Annotated in this window: 19 protein-coding genes and 1 other RNA gene; 11 read left to right on the top strand and 9 right to left on the bottom strand. The window is 72.8% G+C overall.

Features of this window, described 5'->3' with window-relative positions; translation table 11 throughout:
* The first annotated feature begins 13 nt into the window (after positions 1 to 13).
* A complete protein-coding gene (locus tag H9623_RS12305; RefSeq protein WP_193720340.1) occupies positions 14 to 1744 on the top strand; it encodes a bifunctional 3'-5' exonuclease/DNA polymerase in 1731 nt (576 codons plus the stop codon).
* 22 nt (positions 1745 to 1766) lie between these two features.
* On the opposite strand, the gene H9623_RS12300 is transcribed toward H9623_RS12305, so the two are convergent.
* From H9623_RS12300 to H9623_RS12290, 3 genes are all read right to left on the bottom strand, one after another.
* The gene (locus H9623_RS12300; protein WP_193720339.1) at positions 1767 to 2189 is read right to left on the bottom strand and encodes a VOC family protein; all 423 of its coding nucleotides are present in this window, start codon (positions 2187 to 2189) and stop codon (positions 1767 to 1769) included.
* Positions 2190 to 2193: 4 nt separating this feature from the next.
* The gene (locus H9623_RS12295; RefSeq protein WP_193720338.1) at positions 2194 to 3048 is read right to left on the bottom strand and encodes a helix-turn-helix domain-containing protein; all 855 of its coding nucleotides are present in this window, start codon (positions 3046 to 3048) and stop codon (positions 2194 to 2196) included.
* Between the two features lie 149 nt (positions 3049 to 3197).
* Positions 3198 to 4472 (bottom strand): ScyD/ScyE family protein, encoded by a 1275-nt coding sequence (locus H9623_RS12290; RefSeq protein WP_193720337.1) that lies wholly within the window; start codon positions 4470 to 4472, stop codon positions 3198 to 3200.
* A gap of 285 nt (positions 4473 to 4757) precedes the next feature.
* Here H9623_RS12290 and H9623_RS12285 point away from each other — a divergent pair, with 285 nt between their 5' ends.
* From H9623_RS12285 to H9623_RS12265, 5 genes are all read left to right on the top strand, one after another.
* Complete coding sequence (locus H9623_RS12285; protein WP_193720336.1) at positions 4758 to 5654, top strand: Nif3-like dinuclear metal center hexameric protein; 897 nt, start codon at positions 4758 to 4760, stop codon at positions 5652 to 5654.
* Positions 5655 to 5692: 38 nt separating this feature from the next.
* Complete coding sequence (locus tag H9623_RS12280) at positions 5693 to 6427, top strand: zinc ribbon domain-containing protein (protein ID WP_193720335.1); 735 nt, start codon at positions 5693 to 5695, stop codon at positions 6425 to 6427.
* A 487-nt stretch (positions 6428 to 6914) separates the two neighbouring features.
* Positions 6915 to 7520 (top strand): DUF6318 family protein, encoded by a 606-nt coding sequence (locus tag H9623_RS12275; protein ID WP_193720334.1) that lies wholly within the window; start codon positions 6915 to 6917, stop codon positions 7518 to 7520.
* A complete protein-coding gene (locus H9623_RS12270) occupies positions 7517 to 8410 on the top strand; it encodes a hypothetical protein (RefSeq protein WP_193720333.1) in 894 nt (297 codons plus the stop codon). The genes H9623_RS12275 and H9623_RS12270 overlap by 4 nt, the downstream gene beginning before the upstream one ends.
* Before the next feature lie 217 nt (positions 8411 to 8627).
* Positions 8628 to 9890 (top strand): bifunctional RNase H/acid phosphatase, encoded by a 1263-nt coding sequence (locus tag H9623_RS12265; RefSeq protein WP_193720332.1) that lies wholly within the window; start codon positions 8628 to 8630, stop codon positions 9888 to 9890.
* An 82-nt stretch (positions 9891 to 9972) separates the two neighbouring features.
* On the opposite strand, the gene H9623_RS12260 is transcribed toward H9623_RS12265, so the two are convergent.
* On the bottom strand, positions 9973 to 10746 hold the full coding sequence (locus tag H9623_RS12260; RefSeq protein WP_193720331.1) for a YaaA family protein: 774 nt from the start codon (positions 10744 to 10746) through the stop codon (positions 9973 to 9975).
* Positions 10747 to 10846: 100 nt separating this feature from the next.
* Here H9623_RS12260 and H9623_RS12255 point away from each other — a divergent pair, with 100 nt between their 5' ends.
* From H9623_RS12255 to H9623_RS12245, 3 genes are all read left to right on the top strand, one after another.
* On the top strand, positions 10847 to 11233 hold the full coding sequence (locus H9623_RS12255; RefSeq protein WP_193720330.1) for a tautomerase family protein: 387 nt from the start codon (positions 10847 to 10849) through the stop codon (positions 11231 to 11233).
* 14 nt (positions 11234 to 11247) lie between these two features.
* An RNA gene (gene rnpB, locus H9623_RS12250) (RNase P RNA component class A) lies at positions 11248 to 11649 on the top strand.
* Between the two features lie 38 nt (positions 11650 to 11687).
* Positions 11688 to 12149, top strand: a complete 462-nt coding sequence (locus H9623_RS12245; protein ID WP_193720329.1) for a DUF1579 family protein — start codon at positions 11688 to 11690, stop codon at positions 12147 to 12149.
* Positions 12150 to 12153: 4 nt separating this feature from the next.
* Here the strand turns inward: H9623_RS12245 and H9623_RS12240 are convergent, their stop codons facing one another.
* Both H9623_RS12240 and H9623_RS12235 read right to left on the bottom strand, forming a co-directional pair.
* Complete coding sequence (locus H9623_RS12240) at positions 12154 to 12648, bottom strand: DUF6328 family protein (protein ID WP_193720328.1); 495 nt, start codon at positions 12646 to 12648, stop codon at positions 12154 to 12156.
* Positions 12649 to 12661: 13 nt separating this feature from the next.
* On the bottom strand, positions 12662 to 12931 hold the full coding sequence (locus H9623_RS12235) for a DUF7218 family protein (protein ID WP_193720327.1): 270 nt from the start codon (positions 12929 to 12931) through the stop codon (positions 12662 to 12664).
* Positions 12932 to 13202: 271 nt separating this feature from the next.
* Here H9623_RS12235 and H9623_RS12230 point away from each other — a divergent pair, with 271 nt between their 5' ends.
* Positions 13203 to 13580: an STAS domain-containing protein gene (locus tag H9623_RS12230; protein WP_193720326.1), complete on the top strand. Its 378-nt coding sequence runs from the start codon at positions 13203 to 13205 to the stop codon at positions 13578 to 13580.
* A gap of 100 nt (positions 13581 to 13680) precedes the next feature.
* On the opposite strand, the gene ppgK is transcribed toward H9623_RS12230, so the two are convergent.
* Positions 13681 to 14460, bottom strand: a complete 780-nt coding sequence (ppgK, locus tag H9623_RS12225) for a polyphosphate--glucose phosphotransferase (protein WP_193720325.1) — start codon at positions 14458 to 14460, stop codon at positions 13681 to 13683.
* Positions 14457 to 15338 carry a type I methionyl aminopeptidase gene (gene map / locus H9623_RS12220; protein WP_193720324.1) on the bottom strand — a complete coding sequence of 294 codons (882 nt, stop codon included), beginning with the start codon at positions 15336 to 15338 and terminating at the stop codon, positions 14457 to 14459. Before map ends, ppgK begins: the two co-directional genes overlap by 4 nt.
* Before the next feature lie 72 nt (positions 15339 to 15410).
* Here map and H9623_RS12215 point away from each other — a divergent pair, with 72 nt between their 5' ends.
* Entirely contained in the window at positions 15411 to 15632 is a 222-nt protein-coding gene (locus H9623_RS12215; protein WP_193720323.1) for an SPOR domain-containing protein, read from the top strand.
* 79 nt (positions 15633 to 15711) lie between these two features.
* Here the strand turns inward: H9623_RS12215 and panB are convergent, their stop codons facing one another.
* Positions 15712 to 16554, bottom strand: a complete 843-nt coding sequence (gene panB, locus H9623_RS12210; protein WP_193720322.1) for a 3-methyl-2-oxobutanoate hydroxymethyltransferase — start codon at positions 16552 to 16554, stop codon at positions 15712 to 15714.
* Positions 16555 to 16573 lie beyond the last annotated feature (19 nt).

The raw sequence follows: 16573 nt of genomic DNA, 5'->3' as shown, positions 1-16573 counted from the left end.
CAGACTCTGCGTCGTGTACTCGGTCCCGCTCCGCACGTCGCCCGCCGACCCGGGCCTCGTCGACGTCCAGGACCTCGACGCCCGCGGCGAGCCCCTCGCCGCCCCGCGACGGACCCGCTGGCCCGACGCGGTCCCCGGGTCCGTCGCAGCCCCGGGCGGACCGCCGGCACCCACGACCCGGTGGGTCTGGGACGACACCAACCTCTGGTACCCGGCCGCCCTCGCAGCGGGCGCCCGGGTCGAGCGAGCCCACGACCTGCGCCTGTCCCGCGGCATCCTGCGGCGTTCCACCTTCACGGCCGCGACCGCGTTCGCGCAGGCGCCACGGGACGCGTGGGACGACATGCACCCCGTCCCGACGGCCCCCGTCCCGGGGATCGAGCGCCCCGACGCGCTCTTCGACCTCGGCGACCGTCGAACCGTCTCCCCGTCCGACCCCGTGGGGGAGGTGCGCCGCCAGCTCGAGGCCGTCGCGACGTCGTCGGGACCGGGCCGCCTGCGGCTGCTGCTCGCCGCGGAGTCCGCCGGAGCGCTCGCCGCCGCCGAGATGAGCCACGCAGGCCTGCCCTGGCGCGAGGACCTGCACGACGCGATGCTCACGGGGATGCTGGGGCCCCGGCCGCTGCTCGGGCTGCGCCCCGCACGGCTCGAGGCGCTGGCCGAGCAGGTGCGCGTGGCGCTCGACGCGCCGGCCCTCAACCCCGACTCGGCCCCCGAGCTGCTCAAGGCCCTCGAGTACGCGGGGGTCGGCGTGAGGTCGACCCGCAAGTGGGACCTCGAACGCGTCGACCACCCCGTCGTCGCGCCGCTGCTCGAGTACAAGAAGCTCAGCCGACTCCTCACCGCGAACGGGTGGAACTGGCTCGATACCTGGGTGCGTGGCGGGAGGTTCCGGCCCGAGTACGTCGTCGGGGGCGTCGTGACCGGGCGCTGGGCCGCGAACGGCGGGGGAGCGCTCCAGCTCCCGCACCAGGTCCGTTCGGCCGTGGTCGCGGACCCGGGCTGGAAGCTCGTCGTGGCCGACGCCGCTCAGCTCGAGCCCCGGGTGCTGGCCGGGCTCTCGGGAGACCTTGTCATGGCCGAGGCCGGCCGGGGTGGCGACATGTACCAGGGCATCGTCGACACGGGGGCGGTCGAGACACGGGCCCAGGCCAAGATCGGGATGCTCGGCGCCATGTACGGCGGCACGACGGGCGAGAGCGGGCTCATGCTGCCGCGTCTGGCCAAGGCGTTCCCCCGGGCCCTGGAGCTGCTCGAGCAGGCCGCACGGGCGGGCGAGCGCGGTGAGATCGTGACCACGCGCCTGGGGCGCAGCTCGCCCCCGCCCGGGTCGGGCTGGGAGGAGACGCAGGGCAGCGCGTACGACGAGTCCGCGTCGAGCGACGCCCAGTCCCGAGCCCGCAGCCAGACGCGTGCCTGGGGACGGTTCACCCGCAACTTCGTCGTGCAGGGGACCGCCGCCGAGTGGGCGCTGTGCTGGATGGCCTCGCTCCGGGGGCGGCTCGCCGCGATGCCCCAGGCCCGCACCTCGGGCAAGGCCCCCGCGCCCTTCACCGAGCAGCCGCACATGGTCTTCTTCCTGCACGACGAGATCATCGTGCACGCCCCTGCCGAGCTCGCCGAGCAGGTCGCCGACGAGGTCCGCGCCGCGGGGGCCGAGGCCGGGAAGCTGCTCTTCGGCGACTTCCCGGTCGACTTCCCGCTCACGGTCGCGGTCGTCGACGACTACGCGCAGGCCAAGTAGCGGATCGCTCCCGGGCGCGCGGTCAGTCCCGTCGCGGCTCTCCCGGGTACGTCCCGACCGACCAGAGGTTGCCCTCCGGGTCGGTCAGCACCAGCTCGCGGCTGCCGTAGTCGGTCCGGTGCAGCGGCGACACGATCGCGCCGGCTCGTGCCGCTCGTTCCGCGACCTCCTCGATCCCCGAGCCGCTGCCGTCCTCCCCGGCGACCACGTACCCGCCGAACGTCCCCGGCGGGCGCGACCACTCGGCGTCGGGCCTGAACGAGCCCAGCATGATGCCGCCGCCGGGTGGCCAGTCGAGCTGGGCGTGCGCGACGCGCCCGTCGTCGTCCATGACGGTGTTGCGCCGGAAGCCCACCACGTCGACCAGGAAGTCGATCAGCGCGGGTGCGTCGTGCGCCTGGAGCGTGGGCCAGACCTGTGCGGTGAGTGCTGTCGTGGTGTCCATGCACTCAGCCTGCGCGCGGTGCACCGCCCCCGGCTTGGATGTTTGCGCGCTCCTCGGCGAGCCACGCCGTCGGGCTCGCCCCCGCGAACGCGTGGAAGTCGCGCACCAGGTGCGAGTGGTCGGCGTACCCGGTGCGGGCCGCGATGGTCGCGAGGCTCGGGCCCGACGGCGCCAGGGACCTCGCGCGCACCGCGTCCCGCGCCGCGTCGAAACGGATCAGGCGGCACGCCGCTCCCGGGCTCAGTCCGAGCTCGGCCGCGAAGAGGGACGTGAGCTGGCGGGGGCTGAGCCAGACGTGCGCGGCGACGTCGGGCACCGACACCCGGCCACCCGCGCGGACGACGAACCGCCACGCCTCGGCGACCTCCGCACGGACCAGACCGAGGGTCGGGCTGCGGGACCCCCGGGCGCGCAAGAGCTCGCCGGTCACGAGCGCGAGACGCTCGTCCCACGAGGAGGTCCCGCCGAGCCGCTCGCGCAGGTCGCGCGAGAGGTGGCCGAGCACGTCGTCGGCGTCGGTCACGAGGCCCAGCTCGCCGGACGGCACGCCCAGCAGGTCCCGGCTCGCGAGCGGGTCGAGCGCGAGCTGGACCCCCTCCTGGTGCGCGGGCTGATGGATGTACGCGGGCACCGTGTGCAGGCCACCGACGAGCGACGCGTAGCGGTGCAGCGCGGCGTCCGGGCCCGGGCCGGTCGCGGTGGGGACCGGCCCGTCGAGGCTGATGACGACGGTCAGCCACGGCGAGGGCAGGCCGCGGTGGACCGCGGGGGCGTCCTCGGTGATCTCGTAGCCCAGCAGCGAGCCGACCGCCGCCCCCAGCGGACCCGGCGGGACGGAGCGCACGTAGTGCTGTCCCATCCCTCCACGGTAGGTCGCGGGGGCCGCGGGCGTCGCGCGCGGCGCCGGGCGGTCACCCGACCGTCGGGTGGGCACCGGCCGCAGGGGATCCCTGCGGCCGGTGCCCGGCAGGGCCGGCCGGTGCTGCGTCCGGCCTGACCGGCCCGTGCTCAGCGCCCGCCCTTGAGCGGGATCTTCACGAGCGTGCCGCCCGGGACGGGCTCGGGCGACGGGGCGGGTGTGGGGCGGTGCCGCGCGGAGTCGGTGGGTGAGAGCAGGCTCGTCCCGCCCGGCTCACCGGGCTCCTCGGGCCCGGTGGGGAGCCCCGCGAGCACGTCGGAGGTCACGTACAGCGCGGACGAGGTCCACTCGAGCGCACCCGGCATGACGATCTCGGCGAACGGCACCGGTGTCGTGGTGCCCTTGCGGATCACCGAGATGCGGCTCGCGAAGAGCTCGGCGACGTACACGTCCCCGCGCGGTGAGACCGCGAGGTTGGTCGCCGTGAGCAGACCGCCCGCGTAGAAGGAGACCTTCCCCCGCTGGCTCACGGTGTACACCGCTCCGCGGGCTCCGAGCGACGGGTCCTCGGGGCCGCCGGGCAGGAGCGAGACGAACAGGCGTCCGTCGGGGCCTCGTTCGACGTCGGTCGGGACGGGCTCGTCGTAGTAGGTGTGCCCGATCGTGCAGCCGGGCATCCCGGTCGCCGCGGCGACCTCGGCGGTCACGGCGAGCGGCTGGGCGGGCAGGACCGCGACCGTGCGGACCTTCCCGCGCCGGTCGACCGACCAGATGGCGTTCGCCCCGGCGTCGGCGACGTACGTGGTGCCGTCGATCGTCGTGGAGGCGTACGGGTGCGAGAAGACCTCTCCCGGGTGGCTCGGTCCGCCGACCTCGGGCGGCACCTGCGCCGCGCAGTCGGGGGACAGGTCGCGGAACCCGTACGTCACGCCACCGTCGGGGTTGGTGGCCTGCTCGTGGGCGCCGAGGTCCGCGACCGTGCGGACCTTCCCGCGCTTGTCGCGCTCCTTGAGGAGCACGCTCGAGCCGTCGGGGGTGCCCTCGGTGAACAGCACGCGGCGCCCGTCGGTCGAGACCGCGCTGATCTCCGAGCCCGGGACGGGGGCGGTGTAGACGTCCTGCTGACCGCGGCGGTTGACCTCGGTGAGGACCCCGCCGAAGTTCTGGGAGGCGTACAGCGAGCCGTCGTCGCCCACGCCCAGCGAGAGGGGGCCGAGGAGCCCGGTCGCGAGGGTCTGGGGGAGGCCGGGGGTCGGCAGGCCGCCACGGCCTCCGCCTCCGCCGTGCCGGTCGTCGTGCGCCTGGGCGGGGACCGCGCCGAGCGCGAGCGTCCCGACGAGGGCGAGCGCGATCCCGATCGTGCCGGTCCGCTGCGGCCTGCGCGACGTGCGCGGCCGTCTGATGCTCTGGGTCTTCCTGATCATCGGTTCTCTCCTCGGGCGCAGGACGTCTGCGTCGGGCGCCCGTGGTCTGGGCGGCGCTGAGGGGCAGGTGCGTCGTCGAGGACGGCCTGTGCGCCCGGCGCTCGCCGGTACGGGAAGTGCGGGTGACGTGCGGTGCGGTACGCACCGAGGGCACGGGACTGTCCGGTGCCGGTGGACGCCGGGGCGTCGTCGCGGGGTCCGGCTTCCCTGCCGGACACAGGTAGGGAGCGCTCCCATGACGGTTCGTGACAGTCGGCCCGGAGGCGCGGCGGATAGCCTGGTCCCGTGACCGCGCACCCCACGCTCGCCGACGTCGTCCGGACCCTCGAAGCGCTCTACCCGCCGTCGACCGCCGAGGGATGGGACGCCGTCGGGCTCGTCACCGGCGACCCGGCCCAGCCCGTGCGCAAGATCCTCTTCGCGGTGGACCCTGTCGCGACCGTCGCCGACGAGGCGATCGAGTGGGGCGCAGACCTCATCGTGACCCACCACCCGCTCTTCCTGCGGCCCGTGCACTCCATCGCCGCGACGACGTTCAAGGGATCGCTCGTGCACCGCCTCGTCCGCGAGGGGATCGGCCTGTACGTCGCGCACACCAACGCCGACGCCGCACCGCGCGGGGTCGCGGACGCGCTCGCGGACGCGATCGGCCTCGTCGACCGGACGCCGCTCGTCCCCGCCGCCGGACCGTCCGGGTCCGCCGGGCCCGACGACGGCGCGCACCCCGCCGAGACCGGCATCGGCCGCGTGGGCCGCCTCGAGGAGCCGACGACGCTGCGCACCTTCGCCGAGCGCGTCGCCGCCGCGCTGCCCCCGACCGAGCAGGGGGTCCGCGTCGCGGGAGACCTCGACGCGACCGTGAGCACCGTGGCCGTCGTCGGAGGCTCGGGAGACTCGCTGTTCGACGCGGTCCGCAGCGCGGGCGCGGACGTCTACGTCACCGCGGACCTGCGCCACCACCCCGCGTCCGAGCTGCGTGAGCGCGCCGAGTTCGAGGGGGGAGCCGCAGGCGGACCGTTCCTCGTCGACGTCGCCCACTTCGCGAGCGAGTGGCCCTGGCTGCGCTACGCAGCCGCCGACCTGACCGAACGGCTCGCAGATACGGGTACGGTGGATACCCGCGTGAGCATCCGCCGGACCGACCCCTGGACCGCTCGGATCGGCTCCGCGCACCGCGCCTGACACGGCGCCCCACAACTGCATCGAAAGGAACGCACCCTGTGAGCACTGCACCCCCCGAGGACCAGCGACGACTGCTGGAGGTCCAGGCACTCGACACCCGCCTGCAGCAGCTCACGCACAAGCGCGCCTCCCTGCCCTCGATCGCCCGCATCGCCGAGCTCGACGCGCAGATCTCCGACCTCAGCACCTCGCTCGTCGCCTCGCGCACCGCCGTGAGCGACCTCAAGCGCGAGCTCACCAAGGCCGAGGGCGACGTCGAGCAGGTCCGCAACCGCGCCGCCCGCGACCAGACCCGGCTCGACTCCGGACAGGTCGGCGCCAAGGACGCGCAGGCCCTCGTCGGTGAGCTCGAGTCCCTGGCCCGTCGCCAGGAGGTCCTCGAGGAGATCGAGCTCGGCGTCATGGAGCGGCTCGAGGCCCACGAGGACGCCCTCGCGAAGCTCGACGCCGCGAACGACGAGCTCGTCGCCGCCAAGACCGCTGTCGAGGCCGAGCGCGACGCCCAGCTCGCCGAGGTCGACGCCGAGGTCGCGAGCGTGACCGCGGCGCGAGCCAAGGCCGTCGAGGGCATCGACGCCGGTCTCGTCACCCTCTACGACCGGCTGCGCAACCAGCTCGGCGGACTCGGAGCCGCCGTGCTCAACGGTCGCCGCTGCGAGGGCTGCCGCCTCGAGCTCAACCCCTCCGACGTCGCCGCGATCAAGGCCAAGGGCCCCGAGCAGGTCGCGCGCTGCGAGGAGTGCTCGCGCATCCTGGTGCGGCTCGACGCCTGACGACGTCCTCCCGAGGCCCCGTCCCCTGTCTGGGGGGCGGGGCTTCGTCGTGTCGGAGGTGGGTGGTGTGGGTGGCCGGTGTGGGTGTGGGTGCGGGTGCCGTTGCCGGTGCTGGCGTGGGTGCGGGTGCCGGCGTGGGTGCCGAGAACGGGGTTGTGGTCGTTCTGAGGGTTTTGGCGGCCTCAAGCCCGTGGTCGAGGGCGCGGAACCTCGTGGTCGGGGGTTGGCGCGTCGACCTGACGGGCGCGGCGGGTGGTGGGGGTCGGCGGTGGGTCCGTCGGGTGGGTGGTGGGGGTTGTCGGTGGGGTGGGTGTGACGACTCGAGGTGCTCGTTCGGTGGGTGGTGGCTGCTGGATGTGAGCGGGACTGTGCTGGGTGGTTGTCCACAGTCCGGGATCGGGGGTTCCGGTGGGGTGGTTTGAGCGGTTAGGTTCGCTGGTGGTCGGGCGGTGCTGCCTGGTGCTGGTACCTATCGAGGGGGCTGGGGATGGGTTTGCAGGGGGTGTTCGCGCGGGTGCGTGGGCGTGGGTTCGTGGTGGGTGTGTTGCTGGTGGGGTTGTTGGCGGGGTGCTCGTCGGGGGCGCCGGTGGTCGAGCCGTCGCTGCCGGTGGTGAGCCAGGCGCCGAGTCCGGTGCCGAGTCCGTCGCCGACGGGGCCGGTGAAGCCTGAGCGGCCTGCGGACATGGAGCGTACGGACGAGGTCGGGGCTGCAGCTGCGGCGGTGTACTTCTTGGAGCTCTACCCGTACGTGAAAGGAACCGCTGATCTCGAAGAGTGGCAAGTCATCTCCTTCCCCGAAGGATGCGAGTTCTGCACAAACCTCGCGGACTCCGCAACGGAGATCGCTCGAGCGGAGCAGACTTTTATGGGCGGTGAGGTGGTGGCCCAGGCGTCCAAGGTCTATCCGCTCGACACGCTCTACGGTGCCTTTCCGCTGGACGTCAAGGTCGATCAAGCAAAGCTGTCCATCGTCGCCAAGGATGGAACAGTTGTCAGTGCTGAACCCGCGACCTCGGTCGTCCTGCGGGTTGTGGTGGCGCACGACGGCACGGCCTGGCGTCTGATGGATGTCGGCGAAGGGAATGCGTCATGAGGCATACATGGCTGCTCGCCGCCGCCATGGTGGCTTCATCGATAGCACCTTCTCCCGAACAAACCTCAACGCCCCCAGCCCGTGGCGGCGGAATCTCTGGCGAAGCGCGGGGTAGCGTCATCGATGTCGTCGCGACGGATGTGTCGGCTGATGGGTCGGTGCATCGGCCGAGGAATGCTGATGGTTCGCCGGCGTCGGTGGAGTATCGGCGGATGCCGGCGTCGATCTGCTTCACGGGGAACTTCCCCACGAGTCAGGGGCAGGTGGGGGCGTGTCGGACGGGGGAGTACGAGGGTGCGCTGAGCGTGACGTGCGCGGCGGGGCAGGTTGCGTTGGATCCGGTCTTTCGGCAGTCGTGGGTGAACGATCCTGACGGGTCGATCCGTGACGTGTCGGGGTGGGAGCTGGTGAACGAGGGGGACTGTCTGACGGGGGTGGATCTGGCCCCGTTGGCGGAGGCGGAGTTCGCTCGTCTGGTCATCGCGCCGTCGCCGATCACGGTGCAGCCTCCGGACGGGTGGACGCTGGTCAACGTCGAGACGATCACGTACACCACCCCTGCCCCGCAGAAGTTCGCGACGACCTTGTTGGGGATCCCGGTCACGATCGAGGCCGTTCCGGAGGATTATCGGTGGGACTACGGTGACGGGTCGGGGCCGGTGACCACGACGGATCCGGGTGCTCCGTTCCCGGACCAGAGCGTGTCTCATGTGTATACCGAGGAGGCGGTCGCGACGATCACGTTGGGCACGACGTGGGCCGGGCGCTTTCAGATCACCGGGACCGACACGTGGACCCCGATCGCGGGTACTGCTCGCACCACGAGCACCGCCCCGCCCCTGACCATCCACGAGGCCCGGGCCCGCCTGGTCACCGAGCCCCTCGACTGAACCCCCCAGACGGCACCCCCCAGACGGCGCCCGTGTTGCACCACCACCCGAGAACCCGACGACCAGCAGCACCCCGGCCCGGCACTCCAGGGACGTGCGAGTCCCCAGACGCCGCGGAGTGCGCCCGAGGTGCCGTCCCGGGGCGTCGTAGGCTGGGCGATCGGTCCTACCGACCAGTGGGACGCGGCGAGTCGTGGGCAGACGTGGAGGACGAGGCATGGGTAGAACGTTGATCGTGGAGGCCGACGGCGGGTCGCGCGGCAACCCCGGGCCGGCAGGCTACGGGGCGCTCGTCCGGGACGCCGCGACGGGTGCAGTGCTCGCCGAGCGGGCCCGCTACCTCGGGGTCGTCTCGAACAACGTCGCCGAGTACTCGGGGCTCGTCGCAGGGCTCGACGCCGCGCGGTCGATCGACCCCGAGGCGCGTGTCCTCGTCCGCATGGACTCCAAGCTCGTCGTCGAGCAGATGTCCGGACGCTGGAAGATCAAGCACGAGGACATGCGCCGCCTCGCCGCCGAGGCAGCCCTGATCCTGCCCGCGTCGCAGGTCACGTACGAGTGGGTGCCGCGCGCCGACAACTCCGACGCCGACGCCCTCGCCAACCAGGTCATGGACTCGCGTGGCGAGATCGCGCACGACTTCCCACCGTCGGACGGTGAACCCGCGACCGACCCGGAGCAGGCTGCCGCGGCCCCGACGATCGCGACGTCGGCTGTCCAGGAGTCCTCGGACGCGAGCGGCACCGACGGCGCAGACCGCGAGACCGGCACCGCCGCTGCGGCCCCCGGCTTCGACACCCCCGCGCGGCCCTCGGGCGCCCGGGCACGGTTCGACGGCGCCGAGCCGTTGACCGTCGTCCTGGTGCGCCACGGTCAGACGCCGCTGACCGTCGCGGGCGCCTACTCGGGGTCGTCGGTCCCCGGCCCGTCGCTCACGGCACGCGGCCGGGTGCAGGCGGCGCAGGCGGCGGACCTGGTCCATCGCATCGGTCGGGACCGCTGGACGGATCTGCCCAAGCCCTCGGAGATCGTGGCGTCCCCGATGGTCCGCGCGCAGGAGACCGCCCGGGCGGTGAGCCGCCGCCTGGGGCTGCACGTCACGACCGACGAACGGTTCGCCGAGGTCCACTTCGGGGAGTGGGAAGGACTCACGGCCGGGCAGATCGCCGAGCGGTGGGAGGGGCATCCCGAGCGCTGGCTCATGTCGGGCACCGAGGTCGCTCCGGGGGGCGAGTCGATGGCCGACGTCGGCGACCGCGTCTGGGCGGGGTTGCAGGACCTCCTCGCGCGCGGCACGGGCCGGACCGTGGTCGTGGTGGGCCACGCGGTGCAGGTGCGTGCCGCCGTCGGGCGGGCGATCGATGCGCCGCCCTCGCGCTGGGCGGGCTTCCGGGTCCCGCCGGGGTCGGTGAGCATCGTGCGGCTGTGGGCGGACGGCGCGACCGAGCTCACCGTGGTCGGGTGCCCGAGCGAGCCCTGAAGCCCTGTGCCGAGAACGAGGTTGAGGTTGCCAGAAGGCCGCCGACGACCTCAACCTCGTTCTCGACCGTGGGGGCAAGGCGTCAGGAGACGACGAGCTCCAGCGTCGACGCCCCGCGCGCCCCGGGGAGCAGCGTCGCGTCGAGCAGCGCGGTCCCGACCAGCTCATAGGCGGCCTTGAGCAGGTCCTCGGCCGTGTGCACCGGGTCGGGGCGCGTGAGCAGGTGCCCCGTGAGGACGCCGCGCGTGTGCTTGGCGTTGTGCGAGACGACGCTCCTCCTGCCGTCCAGCTCGCGCAGGACGCGCACCGCGACGTGCTCGGCCCCGGCGGGCACCTTCCACGCCGCCGCGTACGGCGCGGACCGGCAGTCGATCACGACGTCACCGGTCGCGCGGGCGTCGAGCGCCCCGGCGAGGTGCGGGCGCCAGGTCGGAGCGAGCGCACCGAGCGGCGGGAGCCGGGTGCCCATCGACAGCCGGTAGGCGGGGATGCGGTCGCCGGGGGAGACCGCGCCCCACAGCGCCGACACGATCCGCACCGAGTCCTCGGCCCGCGCCGCGGCGGCGGGAGCCAGGTCGGCCAGGCCCGCGGCCGCATACAGGACGCCGCTGTACACCTGCGCGGCCGGAGCGGCGGGAGCCGTCGCGAGCGACACGTTGCGCGCCACCTCGTCGGCGAGCCCGCTGCTCACACCCAGCACGTCGAGCGCGTCACGTCGCCTGCTCGCGGCGACGAGCGCCCGCAGCACGGCCTTGCGGTGCCCGGTGAGCGACGGCGAGCTGAGGGACGCGAGGTCGAGGGGAGCGCCGTCGTCGGGCACGGACTTTCCCTCGGAGGGCGGCAGGAGCAGAAGCACACCGTCACTCTAGGGCGGGCGCGACGGCCCCCAGGCCCGACGCGGGCGTGGCGATGGTCACCCGTGGCGCGCCCCGACCCCCGGCACTAGGTTGTGCCGCATGGTCCAGGTCAAGATCTACGGCACCCGCACGGTCTGGGAGATGAAGCGCGAGGACATCTCCGACGCGATCCACCGGGCGGTCGTCGGCGCCTGGGGGCTGCCCGAGGACAAGCGGTTCCACCGCTTCCTCCTCCTGGAGGACGGCGACCTGGTCGCGCCGCAGCGCAGCGATGCGTACCTCGTGATCGAGGTCGTGTGCTTCACGGGTCGCTCGCGCGAGGCCAAGCGGGCCCTCATCGCCGCGATGTTCGACGACGTCGCGCCCTTCCTGGGGCTGGCGGCGGACGACCTCGAGGTCGTCATCCTCGAGAGCCCGCCCGAGAGCTGGGGGATCCGCGGCAAGAGCGGTGACGAGCTCGCGCTGGGCTACCGCGTGGACGTGTAGGCTGCGTGAGCGGATGAGTCGGTCAGACGGCCGCGTCGGCGCCCTCGTGGCGTCGCCGAGGAACGTCCGGGCTCCACAGGGCAAGGTGGTGGGTAACGCCCACCCGGGGTGACCCGCGGGACAGTGCCACAGAGAACAGACCGCCTCCCACGACTCCGGTCGCGGGCGGTAAGGGTGAAACGGTGGTGTAAGAGACCACCAGCGGGCCAGGTGACTGGTCCGGCTAGGTAAACCCCACCTGGAGCAAGGTCAGACAGACTGTGTTGGAGGGCGGCCCGCCCGATTCTCTGGTGAGAAGCACAGTCGGGTAGACCGCTGGAGGCGTGCGGCAACGTACGTCGTAGATGGATGGCCGTCACCCGCGCGGGGGCAACCGCGCGCGGGGACAGAACCCGGCGTACCGACCGACTCATCCGCCCTGTCATCCACCTCACCCGGTCAGTAGGCTGGCGGGATGAGGATCGTCGAGTGCTTGTCCCCTCTCGGGGGGCAGTGGCAGGGCGTCCATCGTCAGCGCCTCCTCCCGACGGACGAGTTCGTCGCGTCGGCCGCCACCGCGTCGGTCTCTGTCACCGCGCGCGAGTTCGTGTCGTTCGCGTACACGTGGTCCGACGGCGACGCGCCGCAGGAGGGGCTCCTCCTCCTGAGCGGCGGCTCGGGCGAGGAAGGGGTCTCGGCGGTGTGGCTCGACTCGTGGCACTCGTCGCCCGCGTGGATGCTGTTCAGCGGGACGGTGGGTGACGACGGCGTCGTGCGGCTCACGGGAAGCTACGCGGCTCCCGAGGGCCCCGACTGGGGTTGGCAGATCTTCGTCGCACCGGTCCCGACGGGCGGCGGGCGCATGACGATGCTCAACCTGGTGCCGGGCGAGGCCGCGTACGAGGCGGTCGAGGCCGTCTACGACCGGCGCGCCTGAGCCGTCACTCGTCGGAAGCGCGCGCCCGCCGCACCAGGGCGAGCGGCAGCGCGACCCACAGCAGTGCGAAGACCACGAGCGCCCCGATGGCCGCGGCCACGGCCGCCCCGGGCCCGACGACGACGTCGAAGATGAGCAGCACGGTCCCGGTGACGACGAGGGCGAGCACCACGAGTCCCACGCGTGCGAGCCGGTCGGCCGACGTCACGAGCCGCGCCTTGAGGTGCTTGCGGAAGAGCATGCGGTGCAGGGACACGGGGGCGACGAGCAGTCCCGTCGCGAGGACCGAGAGGACCACGAGGCACAGGTAGATGTTCACCTGGACGGGGTCGAGCTCCCCGAATCGTTGCTGGAACGGCAGGGTCAGCAGGAATCCGGTGAGGATCTGCACGCCCATCTGCGTGACGCGCAGCTCCTGGAGCAGCTCGGCCCAGTTCCGGTCGGCCCGCTCGTCGTCGGACTCGTCCCGCGTGTCGTCCTGGCCCGCTCCGTCGTTCACGCGGCAGCCCCGGTCAGTGGTTCCGCAGGGCGTCGATCAGCTCGCCCTTGCGCATGGTCGAGCGGCCCTCGACGCCGACCTCCCGTGCGCGCCGGCGCAGCTCGGCGACGCTCCACTCCTCGTACGCGGGCGACGAACCGCCCTTCGCTCCGACCGTGCTCCGGGACGACGCCGCGGCGGCGTTGGCGATCCGCGCGGACTTCTCCTTCGAGTTCCCCTCGTCGCGCAGGGACTCGTACAGCTCCTTGTCCTTGACGGACGGGCCAGGGTCGCGTCTGGGCATGGTGACCACCTCTCGCGTCGGGTGCGGCTGGTCGTCCGACCGTACGACGGCGTCGCACCGCTTGCGCGGGAAGGTGCACCCGGGGAGAAGTGTGACCTGCGTGACCAATATGACCAGGAGGTAGATATGCCCTCAACCGCACCTGGCGGCCCCCCAGGTAAAGCGATTCCCAGAATGCTGTCATGCGGGCACCTCTTGGGGGTACCCTGGCTCTGTTGGCGGCACCCAAGCGTCGGGCGCCGAGAACACGACGAGCGGGGGCTCAGGACTCATGACTCCGAGCAGGACGACGACGACAGGCGGGATCACGCTCTTCGAGCAGCCCGAGACCAGCGTGGTGGACATGTGGGGCGAGATCGACGTCGCCCTGCGCAGCGAGGCGAGCGCAGCGTTGGCGAACGCCCTCGACCGGGACGTTCCCGTGGTGATCGACACCTCGAAGGTGACGTTCATGGACTCGACCGGGATCGCGTTCCTGGTGCAGTTCTACACGATCGGCAGCGAGGAGGGGCTCCAGGTGAGCCTGCGCAACCCGCCGACGGTCGTCACGGACGTCCTGGAGATGCTGGGCGTGATCGAGATCTTCCCGGCCCTGCCGAACCACCAGGTCGACCACCCGTCCGAGGACCGGCACCAGACGGCCGTCTGACCGGTCGGCGCGCCCGGGCCGAACCGGCCCCGCGCGCCCGGGCCGCACCGGCCCCGCGCGCCCGCACGACACGGGGTCGCCCGGGCACGCGGCACGGCGGCTACGCCAGCCGGGCCCCCTCGGCGGCGAGGGCTGCTGCCCCCACGATGCCGGCCGCATTGCGCAGCTTGGCGGGGATGATCGGCGCCTTGAGCTTCAGCAGCGGCAGGAAGTTCTCGTGGTGCTTGGAGACGCCGCCACCGACCACGATGAGGTCGGGCGAGAAGAGCATCTCGACGACGTCGAAGTAGCGCTGGAGCCGTTCGGCCCACTCCTCCCAGGAGAGGTTCTCGCGGTCGCGGGCCGAGTCCGCGGCGCGCGACTCGGCGTCGAACCCGTCGATCTCGAGGTGCCCCAGCTCGGTGTTGGGCACGAGGATCCCGTCGACGACGAGCGCGCTGCCGATGCCCGTGCCGAGGGTCGCGACGAGGACGGTCCCGCGCGTGTCCTTCGCGGCCCCGTAGCGGACCTCGCCGATCCCGGCGGCGTCCGCGTCGTTGATGGCGACGACGTGGCGCCCGGTCTCCTCCTTGAGGAGCGCGGGGAGGTCGACGCCCTTCCACGACTTGTCGAGGTTCGCGATGAACCCGATCACGCCGTGGTGGAGCGGGCCGGGGAAGGCGACGCCGATGGGCACGTGGTGCGGCAGGTCGTACTCGTCGACGAGCTCCGCGATGACCTGGGAGACGGCATCCGGCGTGGAGGGCTGCGGCGTCGGGATGCGGTGGCGTTCCTCGGCGAACTCGCCCGTCGAGAGGTCGACGGGGGCACCCTTGATGCCGCTGCCGCCGACGTCGATCCCGAACGCGAGGCCGTGGTGGTGGTGTGAGTGCTTGCTCATGGCAGGGTCAGGATCTCCGCTCCGTCTTCGGTGACGACCAGGGTGTGCTCGAACTGGGCGGTCAGCGACCTGTCCGCGGTGACCACGGTCCACCCGTCGTCCCACATCCGCCACTCGGGGCCGCCCAGCGTGAGCATGGGTTCGATCGTGAAGACCATCCCTGGTTCGATGATGGTGTCGTGGTCGGGGGCCGCGTCGTAGTGCGGGATCACGAGGCCCGAGTGGAAGGCCTCCCCGACGCCGTGACCGGTGTACTCGCGCACCACACCGTACCCGTGGCGGTGCGCGTACTTCTCGACGACACGGCCCAGGACGTTGACCTCGCGCCCGGGGCGCACGGCCTTGACGGCCCGGTCGAGGGCCTCGCGCGTGCGCTGCACGAGCAGCGCGGCCTCCTCGCTGATCTCCCCGACCGCGAACGTGGCGTTGTTGTCGCCGTGGACGCCGCCGATGAACGCCGTGATGTCGACGTTGACGATGTCGCCCTCGACCATGACGGTCGAGTCGGGGATGCCGTGGCACACGACCTCGTTGAGGGACGTGCACAGCGACTTGGGGAACCCGCGGTAGCCGAGCGTCGACGGGTAGGCGCCGTGGTCGAGGAGGAACTCGTGCCCGATCCGGTCGAGCTCGTCGGTGCTCACGCCCGGCGCGACGTGCGCCCCGACCTCGGCGAGGGCCTGGGCCGCGATGCGGCTCGCGACCCGGATCCGTTCGATCGTCTCGGGAGCCACGACGTCGTCGCCCGTGAAGGGCCGCGGGCCGGGGTTGCCGACGTACTCGGGTCGCGGGATGGAGCGCGGCACGGCGCGCGGCGGTGAGACCGTCCCGGGGACCAGGGGTCCGCGCGGGGCCGTCAGGAGGGGAGAACCGGGCATGGCGCCAGTCTACGGAGCCGCGCCCGGGCGGCTCGCCCGACGAGTCGGGGGAGTGTGCGGCAGGATCGTCCTATGACGAACGAGCGATTCTCCGACGACGGCGACCCGGCGACCGAGGAGCAGTACTACTACGACACCCGGACGGGCGAGGTCTCGAAGGGCCCGCAGTCCGCGTGGTCCTCCCGCATGGGCCCGTACCCGACGCGTGAGGCGGCGGCCAAGGCGCTCGAGCTGGCGCGGGCCCGCTCGGAGGCGTGGGACGAGGAGGAGCGGGAGCGCGAGCAGGACCGCTGACCCGGTCCCGCCCGACGGCGTCGCTCACCCGGGTGCACGGGAGCACCCTGGGTGAGCGACGCCGTCGGGCAGGGGAGGGCTACTTCTCGAAGCTGTGCGCGGCGTCCGGGAACGAACCGCCCTTGACCTCGGCCGCGTAGTCCTGCGCGGCACGGCCCAGGGCCGCGCCGATCTCCGCGAACCGCTTCGCGAAGCGCGGCGACCACTCGGTCATCCCCGCGAGGTCGGTCCAGACGAGCACCTGGCCGTCGCACTCGGGGCCGGCGCCGATGCCGATGGTCGGGATGCGCACGACCTCGGTGACGCGCGCGGCGACCTCGACCGGGACCATCTCGAGGACCACGGCCACGGCGCCCGCGTCGGTCACGGCGACGGCGTCCTCGCACAGGCGCTCGGCGGCGTCGTCCCCGCGGCCCTGCACGCGCGGCCCGCCCAGGATGTTCTCCGACTGGGGCGTGAAGCCCAGGTGCGCGACGACGGGGATGCCCGCGTCGGTCAGCGCTCGGATCTGCGCGGCCGAGCGGCGCCCGCCCTCGAGCTTGACCGCGTGCGCACCCGTCTCCTTCATGATGCGCACGCCCGTGGCGAGCGCCTGCTCGGGCCCGGCCTCGTACGAGCCGAACGGCAGGTCCACGATCACGAGCGCGCGCTGGGCGGCGCGCGCGACACCGCGTGCGGCGGGGATCATGTCGTCGACCGTGACGGGCAGCGTGGTCCGGTGCCCGTGCATGGTGTTCCCGATCGAGTCGCCGACGAGGAGCATGTCGATGCCTGCCTCGTCGAAGATGCGGGCCGTGACCGCGTCGTACGCGGTGAGCATCGTGAGCTTCTCGTGGCGCGCCTTGGCCTCCGCGAGGTGGTGGACGCGGAAGCGCTTGACGGGCGAGGCCGGGGTCTGGCCGGGCTGGGTGTGTGCGGACATGCTCTCGTCTCTCCAGGTC

The sequence above is a fragment of the Oerskovia douganii genome (assembly GCF_015142735.1).
GTDB classification, from domain to species: domain Bacteria; phylum Actinomycetota; class Actinomycetes; order Actinomycetales; family Cellulomonadaceae; genus Oerskovia; species Oerskovia douganii.
Note: the sequence above shows the minus strand (reverse complement) of the source record. Positions and strands in the feature narration are given on the sequence as shown.

What these genes read in the sequence shown, in the direction of transcription:
- H9623_RS12300 (WP_193720339.1), bottom strand. Translation starts at nt 2,189, where the DNA reads ATGGACACCACGACAGCACTCACCGCACAGGTCTGGCCCACGCTCCAG.
- H9623_RS12295 (WP_193720338.1), bottom strand. Translation starts at nt 3,048, where the DNA reads ATGGGACAGCACTACGTGCGCTCCGTCCCGCCGGGTCCGCTGGGGGCG.
- H9623_RS12290 (WP_193720337.1), bottom strand. Translation starts at nt 4,472, where the DNA reads ATGATCAGGAAGACCCAGAGCATCAGACGGCCGCGCACGTCGCGCAGG.
- H9623_RS12275 (WP_193720334.1), top strand. Translation starts at nt 6,915, where the DNA reads ATGGGTTTGCAGGGGGTGTTCGCGCGGGTGCGTGGGCGTGGGTTCGTG.
- H9623_RS12270 (WP_193720333.1), top strand. Translation starts at nt 7,517, where the DNA reads ATGAGGCATACATGGCTGCTCGCCGCCGCCATGGTGGCTTCATCGATA.
- H9623_RS12265 (WP_193720332.1), top strand. Translation starts at nt 8,628, where the DNA reads ATGGGTAGAACGTTGATCGTGGAGGCCGACGGCGGGTCGCGCGGCAAC.
- H9623_RS12255 (WP_193720330.1), top strand. Translation starts at nt 10,847, where the DNA reads ATGGTCCAGGTCAAGATCTACGGCACCCGCACGGTCTGGGAGATGAAG.
- H9623_RS12245 (WP_193720329.1), top strand. Translation starts at nt 11,688, where the DNA reads ATGAGGATCGTCGAGTGCTTGTCCCCTCTCGGGGGGCAGTGGCAGGGC.
- H9623_RS12235 (WP_193720327.1), bottom strand. Translation starts at nt 12,931, where the DNA reads ATGCCCAGACGCGACCCTGGCCCGTCCGTCAAGGACAAGGAGCTGTAC.
- H9623_RS12230 (WP_193720326.1), top strand. Translation starts at nt 13,203, where the DNA reads ATGACTCCGAGCAGGACGACGACGACAGGCGGGATCACGCTCTTCGAG.
- ppgK (WP_193720325.1), bottom strand. Translation starts at nt 14,460, where the DNA reads ATGAGCAAGCACTCACACCACCACCACGGCCTCGCGTTCGGGATCGAC.
- map (WP_193720324.1), bottom strand. Translation starts at nt 15,338, where the DNA reads ATGCCCGGTTCTCCCCTCCTGACGGCCCCGCGCGGACCCCTGGTCCCC.
- H9623_RS12215 (WP_193720323.1), top strand. Translation starts at nt 15,411, where the DNA reads ATGACGAACGAGCGATTCTCCGACGACGGCGACCCGGCGACCGAGGAG.
- panB (WP_193720322.1), bottom strand. Translation starts at nt 16,554, where the DNA reads ATGTCCGCACACACCCAGCCCGGCCAGACCCCGGCCTCGCCCGTCAAG.